Origin of the sequence: Rhodobaculum claviforme, assembly GCF_016653255.1 — a bacterium.
In the GTDB taxonomy this organism is placed as follows: domain Bacteria; phylum Pseudomonadota; class Alphaproteobacteria; order Rhodobacterales; family Rhodobacteraceae; genus Rhodobaculum; species Rhodobaculum claviforme.
This window is the reverse complement of record NZ_NHSD01000126.1, coordinates 1-14,263: the sequence shown is the minus strand read 5'-3', so window position 1 is coordinate 14,263 and position 14,263 is coordinate 1. Positions and strand designations below refer to the sequence as shown.

14 protein-coding genes are annotated in these 14,263 nt (G+C 71.2%); 6 read left to right on the top strand and 8 right to left on the bottom strand.

All coding sequences use genetic code 11. The annotated features are described in order from the left end of the window. Window positions 1-1,190: DEAD/DEAH box helicase (locus CCR87_RS03510; RefSeq protein WP_201156188.1), on the bottom strand; the 1,190-nt coding region annotated here is incomplete at its 3' end. Window positions 1,191-1,470: 280 nt separating this feature from the next. Here CCR87_RS03510 and CCR87_RS03505 point away from each other — a divergent pair. Next, window positions 1,471-3,318 (top strand): SLC13 family permease, encoded by a 1,848-nt coding sequence (locus tag CCR87_RS03505; RefSeq protein WP_201156187.1) that lies wholly within the window; start codon window positions 1,471-1,473, stop codon window positions 3,316-3,318. Window positions 3,319-3,380: 62 nt separating this feature from the next. Next, a complete protein-coding gene (gene dapE / locus CCR87_RS03500; RefSeq protein WP_420850143.1) occupies window positions 3,381-4,532 on the top strand; it encodes a succinyl-diaminopimelate desuccinylase in 1,152 nt (383 codons plus the stop codon). Here dapE and arsJ read toward each other — a convergent pair. Both arsJ and CCR87_RS03490 read right to left on the bottom strand, forming a co-directional pair. Further along, complete coding sequence (gene arsJ / locus CCR87_RS03495; RefSeq protein ID WP_201156186.1) at window positions 4,529-5,764, bottom strand: organoarsenical effux MFS transporter ArsJ; 1,236 nt, start codon at window positions 5,762-5,764, stop codon at window positions 4,529-4,531. The genes dapE and arsJ overlap by 4 nt on opposite strands. Next, window positions 5,761-6,756 carry an ArsJ-associated glyceraldehyde-3-phosphate dehydrogenase gene (locus tag CCR87_RS03490; RefSeq protein ID WP_201156185.1) on the bottom strand — a complete coding sequence of 332 codons (996 nt, stop codon included), beginning with the start codon at window positions 6,754-6,756 and terminating at the stop codon, window positions 5,761-5,763. The genes arsJ and CCR87_RS03490 overlap by 4 nt, the downstream gene beginning before the upstream one ends. 130 nt (window positions 6,757-6,886) lie before the next feature. Here CCR87_RS03490 and moaB point away from each other — a divergent pair, with 130 nt between their 5' ends. The 3 genes from moaB to CCR87_RS03475 all read left to right on the top strand — a co-directional run bounded on the left by moaB (window position 6,887) and on the right by CCR87_RS03475 (window position 8,422). Then, window positions 6,887-7,429 carry a molybdenum cofactor biosynthesis protein B gene (gene moaB / locus CCR87_RS03485; RefSeq protein WP_201156184.1) on the top strand — a complete coding sequence of 181 codons (543 nt, stop codon included), beginning with the start codon at window positions 6,887-6,889 and terminating at the stop codon, window positions 7,427-7,429. A gap of 102 nt (window positions 7,430-7,531) precedes the next feature. Continuing rightward, complete coding sequence (gene rpmB / locus CCR87_RS03480) at window positions 7,532-7,822, top strand: 50S ribosomal protein L28 (protein WP_201156183.1); 291 nt, start codon at window positions 7,532-7,534, stop codon at window positions 7,820-7,822. Between the two features lie 156 nt (window positions 7,823-7,978). After that, window positions 7,979-8,422, top strand: coding sequence for a copper chaperone PCu(A)C (locus CCR87_RS03475; protein WP_201156182.1), 444 nt, complete (start codon window positions 7,979-7,981; stop codon window positions 8,420-8,422). A gap of 33 nt (window positions 8,423-8,455) precedes the next feature. Here the strand turns inward: CCR87_RS03475 and CCR87_RS03470 are convergent, their stop codons facing one another. The 5 genes from CCR87_RS03470 to ttcA form a co-directional block, all read right to left on the bottom strand. After that, window positions 8,456-8,785: a phosphoribosyl-ATP diphosphatase gene (locus tag CCR87_RS03470; protein ID WP_201156181.1), complete on the bottom strand. Its 330-nt coding sequence runs from the start codon at window positions 8,783-8,785 to the stop codon at window positions 8,456-8,458. Beyond that, window positions 8,782-9,543, bottom strand: coding sequence for an imidazole glycerol phosphate synthase subunit HisF (gene hisF / locus CCR87_RS03465; protein ID WP_201156180.1), 762 nt, complete (start codon window positions 9,541-9,543; stop codon window positions 8,782-8,784). The genes CCR87_RS03470 and hisF overlap by 4 nt, the downstream gene beginning before the upstream one ends. Window positions 9,544-9,547: 4 nt before the next feature. Continuing rightward, a complete protein-coding gene (gene hisA / locus CCR87_RS03460; RefSeq protein WP_201156179.1) occupies window positions 9,548-10,267 on the bottom strand; it encodes a 1-(5-phosphoribosyl)-5-[(5-phosphoribosylamino)methylideneamino]imidazole-4-carboxamide isomerase in 720 nt (239 codons plus the stop codon). 637 nt (window positions 10,268-10,904) lie between these two features. Then, window positions 10,905-12,449 (bottom strand): bifunctional diguanylate cyclase/phosphodiesterase, encoded by a 1,545-nt coding sequence (locus CCR87_RS03455; protein WP_207186536.1) that lies wholly within the window; start codon window positions 12,447-12,449, stop codon window positions 10,905-10,907. A 75-nt stretch (window positions 12,450-12,524) separates the two neighbouring features. Further along, a complete protein-coding gene (ttcA, locus tag CCR87_RS03450) occupies window positions 12,525-13,361 on the bottom strand; it encodes a tRNA 2-thiocytidine(32) synthetase TtcA (RefSeq protein WP_201156177.1) in 837 nt (278 codons plus the stop codon). A gap of 58 nt (window positions 13,362-13,419) precedes the next feature. Between ttcA and CCR87_RS03445 the strand changes: the two genes are divergently transcribed. Next, the coding region (locus CCR87_RS03445; protein WP_201156176.1) for an urea carboxylase-associated family protein at window positions 13,420-14,263 on the top strand (844 nt) is incomplete at its 3' end.

The window sequence follows — 14,263 nt, the reverse complement described above, 5'->3', positions numbered from 1 at the left end:
TCCTCGGTGCGGCGGCGGCGGGCGGGGGCCGTGGCTTCGCTCGAGGCCGGAAGTGCGGCGCGCGGGATCTGGCGTTGCAACAGCCCCTCGATCGCCGAGAGGTACTTGTCGTCCGCCGGTGTCGCCAGCGTGAACGCCCGCCCGTCGCGGCCCGCGCGACCGGTGCGCCCGATGCGGTGGACATAGTCTTCGGCGTGGCTGGGCACGTCGAAGTTGAACACATGGCTGACATCGGGAATGTCGAGGCCGCGCGCGGCCACGTCCGACGCGATCAGCAGCTTCAAGGTGCCGTCGCGAAATGCCTCCAGCGTGCGGGTGCGCACCGACTGGTCCAGGTCACCGTGAATGGGGGCCGCGTCGAAACCGTGCTTCTTCAGGGACTTCGCCAGCGTATCCACATCCAGCTTGCGGTTGCAGAAGATGATCGCGTTGCGGCAGGCGTCGCCTTCGGAGCGGATCAGATCGCGCAGCACGGCGCGCTTTTCCTTGAACGCGCTGTCGCGACGGGTGGCGGCCACCTCATAGAGGCTTTGGGCGATGGTTTCCGAGGCGGTGGCCTGGCGCGCGACCTCCACCCGGGCGGGCGAGGACAGGAAGGTGCGGGTGATCCGCTCGATCTCGGGCGCCATGGTGGCCGAGTAGAAGAAGGTCTGCCGCGTGAACGGGGTCAGCGAGAAGATCCGTTCGATATCCGGAATGAACCCCATGTCGAGCATGCGGTCGGCTTCGTCCACGACCATGATCTGCACGCCGTTGAGCAGCAGCTTGCCGCGCTCGAAATGGTCGAGCAGCCGCCCGGGGGTGGCGATCAGCACGTCAACGCCGCGGTCGATCAGCTTGTCCTGTTCGCCAAAGCTGACGCCGCCGATCAGCAGCGCCCGCGTGAGCTTGGTGTGCTGGGCGTAGGTGTCGAAGTTCTCGGCGACCTGGGCCGCGAGCTCGCGCGTCGGGGCCAGCACCAGGCTGCGCGGCATCCGCGCCCGGGCACGGCCCTTCATCAGCAGCGTGATCAGCGGCAGTGTGAACGAGGCGGTCTTGCCCGTGCCGGTCTGGGCGATGCCCAGCACGTCGCGACCCTTCAGCGCCTCGGGAATGGCCTGGGCCTGGATCGGGGTGGGCGTGGTGTAGCCGGCATCGGTGACGGCCTTGAGGACCGCGGGGTCCAGCGCGAGATCGGAAAACTGGGTCATGTACGTCCGTAAACTGCGGGCCAGTGGCCCCGTGGGGCGACGCGAGCGCGCCGCCTGCCATCCAAGGGACGCACTTCCCCGCGCCCCGACGAAATCCGGCGCCGAATGCGCCGGATGCGCATAAATAGGCGTTTTTTCGCCCGAGGTCAATCTTGGCGCGTCCGGACCTGCCGCGCGGTGCGGTGCCACGGTGTCGCGTCCCGGCATGGGTGGTTTTCATCACCGCCGCAGCGCGGCATAGTCCGCCCCCGCACCCCGCACCCGCCCGGAAGGTTTCCCGATGCTGCCAGACACGTTTCTCGCGTTGCCGATCGACCTTGTTCTGGTGCTGGCGATCCTGCTGGCGGCGGTGGTGATGTTCGCCATCAACACGCCGCGCATGGATGTGGTGGCGGTGATGGTGATGGTGACGCTGCCGTTCACCGGCGTGATCTCGGTTCCTGAAGCGTTGTCAGGGTTTTCCGACAGCAATGTCATCCTGATTGCGGCGCTGTTCGTGATCGGCGAGGCGCTGGTGCGCACCGGCATCACGCAAAAGCTCGGCGACTGGGTCGCGGCGCGGGCCGGGCACTCGGAGGCGCGGCTGATCTTCTTCCTGATGGTGGGGGCATGCACGCTGGGTTCCATCGTGTCGTCCACGGGGGTGGTGGCGATCTTCATCCCGATGGTGCTGCGGATCGCGCGCACGGCCTCCATCGCGACGGGGCGGCTGATGATGCCGCTGTCGGTGGCGGCGCTGATCTCGGGGATGCTGACGCTGGTGGCGACGCCGCCCAACCTGATCGTGCACGGCGAACTGGTGCGGCGCGGCGAGGACGGCTTCGGCTTTTTCGACTTCACCCCCTTTGGTCTGCCGATCCTGGCGCTGGCCATCGTCTACATGATCGCGATGCGCCGCTTCATCGGGGGCGCGGTGCTGGCGCCGCCGGACCCCACGCGCCGCAGCCTGGGCGACTGGGAGGAGGAGTTCGATCTGACGCGGCGCATCCTGCGGCTGCGGCTGGAGGAGGGGTCGACGCTGACCGGTCGGCCGCTGTCGGAGCTTGACCTGCGCGCGCGCGAAGGCGTCAACATCGTCGCGGTGGAGCGCAACGGCCGCGGCGCGGGCATTGGACGGCCGCGCGCCGACACCGTCCTGCACCCCGGCGACGTGCTGGTGATCGACGCGATGGAGAACGGCTTCGACGCCGACGGGCTGTGCGCGCGCAGCGGCGCCTGTGCGCAGCCGCTGGAGGGCGGGTGGTTCAGCGACCGCGCCCGCCACATCGGGCTGGCGCAGGCGATGGTGCCGCCGACCTCGCCGCTCGTGGGGCAGACGGTGACGCAGGCGCGCATCCGCTCGCGCCATGATCTGGCGGTGATCGGGCTCAAGCACGGCGCGCATGCCGTGCCCGGCGCGCTGCGCGAGGAGGTGCTGCGCCCGGGCGACACGCTGCTGCTGATGGGCCCGTGGCACGCGATCCGGCGCCTGCAGGGCACGCGCGGCGAGGTGGTGATGCTCGACCTGCCGGGCGAGGCCGACAACGTGGCGCCCGAGGCCGCCCGCGCGCCCTGGGCGCTGCTGGTGATCGGGCTCATGGTGCTGGGGATGGTGCTGGGCATCCTGCCCAATGTGCAGGTGGTGATGATCGCGTGCCTGATGCTGGGGCTGCTGGGCTGCATCACCATGGCCGGGGCCTACAACTCCATGCACATGAAGAGCCTCGTGCTGATCATTGGAATGCTTCCGTTTTCCATTGCGCTGGAACGGACGGGCGGGGTCGCCATGGCCGCCGACGCGCTGGTCGCGCTGGCGGGCGAGACGAGCCCGCGGATGCTGCTGGCGGCGATCTTCGTGACCACCTCGGTGTTCAGCCTGTTCATCTCCAACACCGCGACGGCGGTGCTGATGGCGCCGGTGGCGATGGCGGTGGCGGATGCGCTGGGGATCTCGCCGTATCCGTTCGCGATGACGGTGGCGCTGGCGGCGTCGGCTGCGTTCATGACGCCGGTCAGCAGCCCGGTGAACACGCTGGTGCTGGGGCCGGGGGGGTACAAGTTCCTCGACTTCGTGCGGATCGGCGTGCCGTTCACGCTGATCACGCTCGTGGTGGTGGTGGCGATGGTGCCGTGGGTGTTGCCGTTCTGACGGGCTTGCCTGCGCCGGGGCGGGGGGCTAGCCAAGGGCGACCCCGCAGCCCGGAGCGTGCCATGACCGACCTGCCCGATCCCGTCGCCCTGACCGCCGATCTGATCCGCTGCCCCTCGGTCACCCCCGAGGAAGGCGGCGCGCTGCAACTGCTGCAGCGCGTGTTGGAGGGGGCCGGGTTCGCCTGCACCCGGGTGGATCGCGGCGGCGTGCCCAACCTGTTCGCCCGCTGGGGCGCGCGCGGGCATCCGCGGACCTTCGGCTTCAACGGGCACACCGACGTGGTGCCGGTGGGCGACACGGCGGCCTGGACCGTCGATCCGTTCGGGGGCGAGATCCGCGACGGCCGCGTCTGGGGCCGGGGCGCGTGCGACATGAAATCCGGTGTGGCGGCCTTTGTCACCGCCGCGGTGCGCTTCGTGACCCACACCCCGCCCGACGGCGCGGTGATCCTGACCATCACCGGCGACGAGGAGGGGGCGTCGACCGACGGGACGGTGGCACTGCTGGACTGGATGGCCGATCAGGGCGAGGCCATGGCCGTCTGCTTGGTGGGCGAACCCACCAGCCGCGCGGATCTGGGCGACATGATCAAGATCGGCCGGCGCGGCGCGCTGAACGCCCGCATCACCGCGATCGGCAAGCAGGGCCACAGCGCCTATCCCGACCGGGCGCTGAACCCGCTGACGGCGCTGGTGCGGCTGTGCGACCGGCTGGCCAGCGCCCCGCTGGACGAGGGGAGCGAGACCTTTGCCCCCTCCACCCTTGCGCTGACGTCGATCGACACGGGCAACCCGGCGACCAACGTGATCCCGGCGCGGGCGACGGCGGCGCTGAACATCCGCTTCAACGACCACCACACCGGCGCGGGCCTGATCGCCTGGCTGGAGGATCAGGCCGCGCGCGTCTCGGACGACACCGGGGTGCGGCTGGACGTCGCCTGCCGCATCTCGGGCGAGAGCTTCGTGACCCCGCCGGGTCCGTTTCCCGACCTGATCGCGGGCGCGGTCACGGCCGAGACCAACCGCACGCCGGTGATGTCGACCACCGGGGGCACCTCGGACGCGCGGTTCATCAAGGCCCATTGCCCGGTGGTGGAGTTCGGACTGGTCGGCAACTCCATGCACCAGGTCGATGAAAACGCGGAGGTTTCGCAGATCGAGCGGTTGACGGCGGTGTATGAGCGGATGCTGGCGGACTGGTTCGCGCGCTAGCGCGACAGCCGCCCCGCGAACAGCGCCGACAGACCCAGCAGCGTCGCGGCCGTGGCCAGCATCAGCCCCAGCCCGCCGGCCTGATATGTCAGCCCGGACAGCAGCGTGCCCAGCAACCGCCCGGCGGCATTGGCCATGTAGTAAAAACCCACGTCCATCGTCACCCGCTCGGACCGGGTGAACGCAAGGATCAGATAGGAATGCAGCGCGGAGTTCACCGCGAACACCGCGCCGAACGCCAGAAGCCCCGCCACCAGCAGCCCCGTCAGCCACGGCGCGGGTCCGCCCGCAAGCAACGCCGCCAACGCCAGACCCGCCGGGATCATCGCCAGCCCGATGGCCCAGCCCCGGGCGGCGGCCACCAGCGCGCCCTCGGGGCGGGTGTCCGCGCGCAACAGCCGCGGGGCGGCCGCCTGCACCGCGCCATAGAGGATGATCCACCCCGCCATGAACCCGCCGATCAGGAAGAACGCCGCGCGGTTGCCCTCGGGCGTGCCGTCCGACAGCACCGCGTAGAAGTGGATCGGGATGCCCACCACGAACCACACATCGCGCGCGGCAAACAGGAACACCCGCGCCGCCGACAGCCGGTTGACGTTGGCGGAGGTGGAGAAGACCTCCGCAAACGCGGCCCCCCGGCGCCCGGCCGGCAGGCCCGGCGGCATGAACACGACCACCGCCAGCAGGATCGCCGCCAGCACGCCCGCCATCCCCAGCACCGCCGGCACGAAGCCCACGGTGGCCAGAAGGCCCGCGCCGACGCCAAAGCCCACCCCCTTGACCGCGTTCTTGGAGCCGGTCAGCACCGCCACCCAGCGAAACAGCCCCCCCTTGGGCGCCAGCAGCTTGACGGCGGATTTCGACGACATCTTGGCCAGGTCCTTGGCCACGCCGCTCGCGCCCTGCACCGCCATCACGAACGTCACCGATGCCGCCACGCTCCAACCCGGGTCCAGCTGCGCCAGCGCCAGCAGCGCCGCCATCTGCAACCCCAGCCCCGCATACAGCGTCGCCGCCAGCCCGAAGCGCGCCGCGATCCAGCCCGCCGACAGGTTGGTGACGATCCCCGCGACCTCGTACAGCAGGAACAGATAGGCCAGCTGCACCGGCGAGAAGCCCAGCGTGTGGAAGTGCAGCAGCACCAGCATCCGCAGCGCGCCGTCGGTCAGCATGAACGCCCAATAGGCCGCCGTCACCGCGACATAGGCCGCGCGCCCGTCGGGCTGGTTCATGCGGCGCCCACCATCTGCACCACGTCCACCAGGCGGTGGGCATAGCCGGTCTCGTTGTCGTACCAGGCATAGATCTTGACCTGGGTGCCGCCGATGACGCGGGTGCAGGCCGCATCCACGATGGCCGAGCGGGTGTCGCCGCGGTAATCGGCGGACACCAGCGGCCGGTCCTCATACCCCAGGATGCCGCGCAGGGGGCCGGCTGCTGCTGCGGAGAGGGCCGCGTTGACCTCCGCCACCGTGGTCGGGCGGGACACCTCGAACACGCAATCCGTCAGCGAGGCGTTCAGCAGCGGCACCCGCACCGCCAGCCCGTCCAGCCGCCCGGCAAGGTCAGGAAAGATCAACCCGATGGCCGAGGCGCTGCCCGTCGACGTCGGAATCAGCGAGGTCAGCGCCGAGCGTGCGCGCCGCAGGTCCTTTGCGGGGCGGTCCACCAGCGTCTGGGTGTTGGTCACGTCGTGGATCGTGGTGATCGATCCGTGGCGGATGCCGAACCCTTCGTGGATGACCTTGACCACCGGGGCGAGGCAGTTGGTGGTGCAGCTTGCGGCCGTGACGATGCGGTGGCGGGCGGGGTCGAAGGCGGCGTTGTTGATGCCAGCCACGATGTTGACGGCCTGCGGGTCATGCACGGGGGCGGCGATGACCACCCGGCCCGCGCCACCCTCCAGCGCGGGCGCCAGCGCGGCGGCGGTGCGATGCGCGCCGGTGCAGTCGATCAGCACATCGACGCCCGCCAGCGGCAGATCCGACAGCCGGGCGGTGCCGATGAACGGCAGGCGCGCGCCGTCCACCGTCACGCTGTCGGCGTCATGGCTGAATGTCGCGGGCCAGCGGCCATGGACGCTGTCGAATTCCAGCAGATGCGCGTGCATCGCCGGATCGCCCACCGCGTCGTTGATCCACGCGGGCACGATCCCGCGCGCCAGCATCTCGCGCAGCGCCAGCTTGCCGATCCGCCCGAGGCCGTTGAGTGCAAAGCTCGCCATGATCCCTCCCGTGCGCCGCACCCCGGCCATAGGGGCGGGATGTGACATCCGCGTGACCGTCCGCGAACCGCTTGACGCCGCGGCCGGGGCGATTCATCCGGGGGTATCGGGGCAGCACGCAGGGGGCAACATGGCACAGGACGGGGCAGGGCGCGGGTTCATTCCGGTCCGGTTTGCGGTGCTGACGGTCTCGGACACCCGCACGGCCGATCAGGACCGCTCGGGCGACACGCTGGCCGAGCGGATCACGCAGGCCGGTCATCTGCTGGTCCACCGCGCGATCTGCCGGGACGAGCGTGCCGACATCGCCGCGCAGTTGCGCGCCTGGGTGGCGGCGCCGGGCGTGGATGCGGTCCTGACCACCGGCGGCACCGGCCTGACCGGCCGCGACGTCACGGTGGAGGCCCATCGCGATGTCTATGAGAAGGAAATCGAGGCGTTCGGCACGCTGTTTACCATGATCTCCGTCCAGAAGATCGGCACCTCGGCGATCCAGTCGCGGGCCTGTGCGGGGGTCGCGGGGGGGACGTATCTGTTCGCGTTGCCCGGCAGCCCGTCCGCATGCCGGGACGCCTGGGACGGCATTCTGGGCCCGCAGTTCGATTATCGCCACCGCCCATGCAACTTTGTCGAGATCATGCCCCGCCTGGACGAGCATTTGCGCCGCAAATAGCGCCGGGGCGCTTGACCTTCGGGCGGGGACGGGCTATCCGCCATGCTCATCATTGTGCGGGCGCCACGGCCCCGCCGGAACGCATGCACGAGGATCAAGCCAATGTCGCGCGTCTGCGAATTGACGGGCAAGGGCCCGATGAGTGGCAACAACGTCAGCCACGCCAACAACAAGACCCGCCGCCGGTTTCTGCCGAACCTCAACGAGGTGACGCTGATCTCGGACGCGCTGGGGCAAAGCTTCCGGCTGCGGATCTCGGCCCATGCGCTGCGGTCGGTGGATCACCGCGGCGGCCTGGACGCCTTCCTCGCCAAGGCCCGCGACGAGGAACTGTCGGCCCGCGCGCTGCGCATCAAGCGCGAGATCGCCAAGTCGGCCGTCGCCGCCGCCTGATAGATTGCCGCGCGATCGTCTGGCGCCTGGCCGCCTGATCGTCCGGAACCTGCGACCCCGGCCCCGCCCCTGTGGCGGGGCTGTGGCGTTTTCCAGGCTTCCAGCCGCTGGAAGGTTGCGGTAGCGTGGGCGCGTCGTGTCGTGAAAGGACCTGCCATGCCAACGCGCCCCCTTGCCGTCGCCCTGCTGATGTTGCTGCCGCTTCCGGCCCTGGCCGAAGGGCCGCTGGTGCACGAGCCATTCGCCATCATCTCGCCCGCGGGGCAGTCGGGCGCGGCCTTCATGCGGCTGGAAAATCCCGGCCCCGAGGATGACCGGCTGGTGTCCGCCTCCGCCGGGATCGCCGCGCGGGTGGAACTGCACACCCACATCGAGGACAGCGCCGGCGTGATGCGCATGGTCGAGGTCGAGGACGGCTTTGCCCTGCCCGCCGGATCCGAGCATGTGCTGGAGCGGGGCGGCGACCATGTAATGTTCATGGGCATCGATGCGGCGCCCGAACCCGGCGCGGTGATCGCGCTGACGCTGACCTTCGAATCCGGCGCGACGGTGGTCGTGGATGTGCCGGTCAAGGCCCCGATGAGCGGCCACGGCCACTGACGCGGGCCCTGACAGGGGCACCGGGCGGCGAACTCATCCCTCCGGCGCGGGGCGGGCGGCTTTCTCGGCGATGCCGGAGGTCCCCTCGCGCCGCGCCAGCTCCTCCAGCACCTCGTCCAGGGTGACGTCGCAGGCCGCCAGCATCACCAGAAGGTGATACATCACATCCGCCGCCTCGGAGGTCAGACGGGCGCGATCGCCGCGCACGGCCTCGATCACCGCCTCTGTCGCTTCCTCGGCGAACTTGCGCGCGGCCTTTTCCGGACCGGCCGCCAGCAGCCGCGCGGTCCAGCTGGTGTCGGGGTCGGCACCCCGGCGCGCGGCAATGGTGGCGGCAAGGCGGTCAAGGGCGTCGCGGCTCATGCAAGCCTCACGGGGATTCCGGCGGCGGCCATGTGGGCCTTGGCCTGTCCGATGGTGAAGGTGCCGAAGTGGAAGATCGAGGCCGCAAGCACCGCGCTGGCGCCGCCCTCGGTCACGCCGTCCACCAGATGATCGAGCGTGCCGACCCCGCCCGAGGCGATCACCGGGATCGGCACCGCGTCCGCGATGGTGCGGGTGAGGGTCAGGTCGAACCCCGATTTCGTGCCGTCCCGGTCCATCGAGGTCAGCAGGATCTCCCCCGCGCCGCGCGCGGCCACGGTGCGGGCAAAGGCGACGGCGTCAATGCCGGTGGGGCGGCGGCCGCCGTGGGTGAAGATCTCCCACCGGCCTGGGCCCACGGATTTCGCGTCGATGGCAACGACAATGCACTGGCTGCCGAAGCGGTCCGCCGCGCGCGCGACCACGTCGGGGTCGGCCACGGCGGCGGAGTTGAAGCTGACCTTGTCGGCGCCCGCCAGCAGCAACGCGCGCACGTCCTCGGGGCTGCGCACGCCGCCGCCCACCGTCAGCGGCATGAAGCACGCCTCGGCCGTACGGGTCACGAGGTCGAACATCGTGCCGCGGTTTTCATGCGTCGCGTGGATGTCGAGGAAACACAGCTCGTCCGCGCCCGCGGCATCATAGGCGCGTGCGGCCTCCACCGGGTCGCCGGCATCGATCAGGTCGACAAAGTTGATGCCCTTGACCACGCGCCCGTCGGCCACGTCGAGACAGGGGATGATCCGGGTCTTGAGCATGCCCTCAGCCCTCCAGCGCGCGCAGGGCGGCCGACAGGTCCAGCGCCCCGTCATAAAGCGCGCGCCCCGAGATCGCGCCCGAAATGCCCCCGGCGTCGCGCAGCGCGATCAGGTCGGCCATCGACGACACCCCCCCCGATGCGATCACGGGCACCGTGACCGCACGGGCAAGCGCGGCGGTGGCGGCGATGTTGGGGCCCTGCATGGCGCCGTCGCGGTCGATGTCGGTATAGATGAGGGCGGCGATCCCGGCATCCTCGAACGCGCGGGCAAGGTCGGTGGCATCGATCTCCGTCGCCTCGGCCCAGCCGCGGGTGGCCACGCGCCCGGCGCGCGCATCGAGGCCGACGGCGATCTGTCCGGGAAAGCGGCGGGCGGCGGCGCGCACGAGGTCAGGGTCCTCCACCGCCGCGGTGCCGAGGATGACGCGGGCGATGCCCCGGTCGAGCCAGTGTTCGATCGTTGCCATGTCGCGGATGCCACCGCCAAGCTGGCAGGGCACATCGACGGCCTCCAGGATCGCCTCGACCGCGGCGGCGTTGGCGGGACGCCCGGCAAAGGCACCGTCAAGGTCCACGAGATGCAGCCAGCGGCAGCCGGCGGCGGCAAAGCTGCGGGCCTGTGCGGCGGGGTCTTCGCCGAACACGGTGGCGGAGGCCATGTCGCCGCGCAGCAGGCGCACGCAACGCCCGTCCTTGAGGTCGATGGCAGGCAACAGGATCATGGCCGGGCTCCCTTGCGGACGATGCGCGGCTGCTGTGCCACAGCCGGGCGGAATTGCAAAGACGCCCGCGCCGGGCCGCAGGCATCCCGCACGGGGCCGGGCCCCGGCGGTGCGGCCGGATGACGGCGCGCGGTCCTTGACCGCGGGCGGGATCGGTGAGCGCGGATCTTTGGAAAACGGACGGCTTGCGACGCGCGGCCCCCGACAGGGAGGGCCACCGCAGCGGAGTGGCGAGGGGCTGCACCGGGTTCAATTGGAGCAGGCGCACGATCAGGGGATGTCCCGGCCGGGGCCCGGCGCGCGGTGCGGTCGGCCCTCGGGACCGGAGCCAGCGCGCGTCCCGCTGGCCGATGCGACCGCGGCCTGTCTCGGGCGCGGGCCGGACGCTGGACGATCAGGTCGGAAGGGCCGGGTAACGGGGACCCACATCGGGACCCACAGCTGCAGGCGGATCGAACGGGGGGATCAGCCCCTGTCGCGGGCGCCAGTGGCGCGGTCCTGTCGTTCCTGCCATGGCGCCCGGATCGGCCCCGGGTCCGCTTGATGATGGGGAGGGAGGGCGCGCACCCCGGGCCCCCGCGCTGGGTGCCCGCGGACCCGCCGCGCCGCGATCGGGCGACGGGGGAGGGGCGCGCGGTCAGGGTTTGGGGCTGCCGATGCGCAGGGGCGGGCCGATGCCTGCGGTGTGCGTTGCGATCCATGTTGTGGCCGCGGCCTCGGGCATGGCGCGGGCGATGGCGAAACCCTGGACGTGGCGGCAGCCAAGCTGTGCGAGGATGGCGTGGTCGCCCGGCGTCTCCACCCCCACGGCCAGGGTGTCGAGGTCGAGCCGTTCGGCCAGCGCCAGCAGCGCCGCGACCGTGCGCTGGCGGGTGGCGCAGCCATCGAGGCCGCGCACGAAGCGGGGCGCGATCTTCAGCCGGTTGACGGGGAACCGCTCCAGCGCCTCGACCGAGGCGTGGCCGCCGCTGAGCGCGTCGAGGTCGATGCGCGCGCCAAGCTCGGCCAGTCGCAGCAGCGTCTGGCGCAGCATCTCGTCGGCGCCCTGGGCAAGGACGGCTTCGGGAATGTCGATCACCAGCCGGTCGGGGGTCAGGCCGAAGCGGTCCAGCTCCCACTGGACGCGTTCGGGCAGGCGGGGATTGCGCAGCTCCTCGGGGGCGAAGTTGACGGTGACGGTGGGCACGTCGTGGCCCGCACGGTCCCAGCGGTGCAGGGCGCGCAAGGCGCCGCTCAGCATCACCTCGCCCAGCCGGTCGGCAAGGCCGGCGGCCAGCAGCCCCGGCAGGAAGTCGGCCGGCGCCAGCAGGCCACGGCGCGGGTGGTCCCAGCGCACCAGCGTCTCCATCCCGGTCACGCGATGGGTGCAGGTGGAGATCTGCGGCTGGAAGAAGGCCTGCACCTCCCCCTCGTCCAGCGCGGGGCCGAGGTCGCGGCGCAGCTCGGCGATGTCCTGGCTGCGGCGGCGCATGTCGTCGGCATAGGCGCGAATCGCCCCCGGCCCATGCAGATGTGCCGCATCCATCGCCACGATCGCCGCCGCCAACAGCCCCGCCCCACCGGGATCGGCCGCGCGCCCTGCAAGGCACAGGCCCACCGAGGCCCGCAGCGCGACCGTGATGTCATCGAGGCGCAGGTCAACCTCCAGCGTGTCCTGCAGATGGGCGGCGGTCTGCAAAGCCCCCTCCAGATCCAGCCCGGGCGAGGGTGCCAGCGCCACGGCAAAGCAGGCCCCCTCCAGCCGCACGACCACATCGCCACGCCGCACCGCCCCCGCGAGCCGCGCCCCGGTCCGCGCCAGGATTTCGCAAAACGCGCTGTGGCCGTGCAGCCGCGCCAGCCGGTCCGCGCCATCAAGGCCGATCACGATGCAGGCGGTCGCGGCCCCGTCGCCACGCCCCGACAGCGCGATGTCCAGCGCCCGTTCCACCCCGTCGCGCAGCCCCAGCCCGGTCACGGGGTCGACGCCGGGGGCCGCGGCCACCGGTGCGGGCGTCACCCCCGCAATCCCCGCCAGTGCATAGGCCAGCGGCACCGCCAGCGCGGTGGCGATCAGCGCGCCTTCGCCCCCCATCCACCAGGCCGCCAGCGTCACCGCCGGCAGAAAGGCCAGCAGTTCGGGCCGGCGGGCAAACGCCAGGGTCCGTGTGCCCCACCCACGCATCCGCATGCCGAAGGTCATCATGCCCCCATGGTCCGACGCGGCCCCCAGGCGGGCCGTCACCGAACAGGCTAGGGCATGGGTCTGACCGTGGGGTTAATCCGCCCCGGGCGTCGCCGGCACGAGCCCGGCAAAGTCGAACAGCCGCGGATCGGCCAGATGCGACGGCCGCACGGTGGTCAGCGCGCGGAACATCACCTGTCGGCGGCCGGGGTGGCTGGCCTCCCAGCCGTCGAGCAGCGCCTTGACCTGGGCACGCTGGAGCCCCTCCTGGCTGCCGCACAGGTCACAGGGGATCACCGGATACCCCATGGCGCGGGTGAAGCGGGCGCAGTCGGCCTCGGCCACCAGCGCAAGCGGGCGCAGCACCGTCAGGTCTCCGTCCTCGTTCACCAGCTTGGGCGGCATCGACGCCAGCCGCCCGCCATGGAACAGGTTCATGAAGAACGTCTCGAGGATGTCGTCGCGGTGGTGGCCGAGCACAACGGCCGAGCACCCCTCCTCGCGGGCGATGCGATAGAGGATGCCGCGGCGCAGGCGCGAACACAGCGCGCAGTAGGTGCGCCCGGCCGGCACCTTGGCGGTGACGATGGAGTAGGTGTCCTGATACTCGATGCGGTGCGGGACCTGCATGCGCGACAGGAACTCCGGCAGGACGGTGGCGGGAAATCCGGGCTGGCCCTGGTCGAGGTTGCACGCCAGCAGATCGACCGGAAGCAGGCCGCGCCATTTCAGCTCGCTCAGCACCGCCAGAAGGGTGTAGCTGTCCTTGCCGCCCGACAGGCACACCAGCCAGCGGGCGCCCGGGCGGATCATGCCGTAGGTCTCCATCGCCTCGCGCACCTGGGCCACGAGGCGCTTGCGCAGCTTGCGGAACTCCAGCCCGTCGGGGGCGGCGCGCAGCAGGGGGGGGAGGTCCTCGTCATCCGACATTGCGGCGTGATAGGATGGCCGCGGCGGCGTGGCAAGCCGCCGCAGCGAGGGAGCGCCCATGACCGAACCCGATGACGCCCGCGCCCGCCGTGAGGTGCCGCCGGTGATCTGCTACCCCGACACGACGCTGCCGCGCCCGGATCTGGCGCTGTATCAGGCGGCGCATTCGGCCGCGCGCGCCGTGGCACGGCATGTGGTGCCCCCGCGCGATGCGCGCGCGTTCCGGGTGGCGGCGGGTCAGGTGTTCGTCATCGCGTGCACCGAGGGGCCGCAGGTGGGGGACCTGAACCTGTTTTCCGCCGAAAACCTGTCGGAGCGGTTCTATTCCGGCAAGACGCGGGCGCTGCACGGCACGCATCTGGGGGTGGGGGACCGGATGTGGTCGGGGTTTCCCTGGCTGCGCCCCATGGCGACGGTGATCGAGGACACGCTGGGCTGGTACGGCACCGACCCGTTCGGCGGCCGGGTGCATGACGTGATCGGCACCCGCTGCGACCCCTACACGCACCGGCTGCTGACGGGGCGGGACTATCACCATTGCTGCCACTCCAACCTGACGCGGGCGCTGGTGGCGGAAACGGGGCTGCCTGTCTCGGCGGCCGAGGCGCTGGTGCACGATGTCCTGAATGTCTTCATGTGCACGGGCTTCACGGCCGACACGGGACAGTACTTCATGAAGGCCAGCCCGGTGCGCTCCGGCGACCGGATCGCGTTCCTGGCCGAGATCGACCTGATCGGGGTTCTGTCGGCCTGCCCCGGGGGCGATTGCGGGGCGGAGCATTCCTCGGACGCGGCCCGATGCCATCCGCTGACGGTCGAGGTGCTGGCGCCGCCCGGGGGCGCGCTGGCGGGGTGGATGCCGCCCGGGCCGTCGGCCTATGGCGGGGGGCATGGTCTGCGGG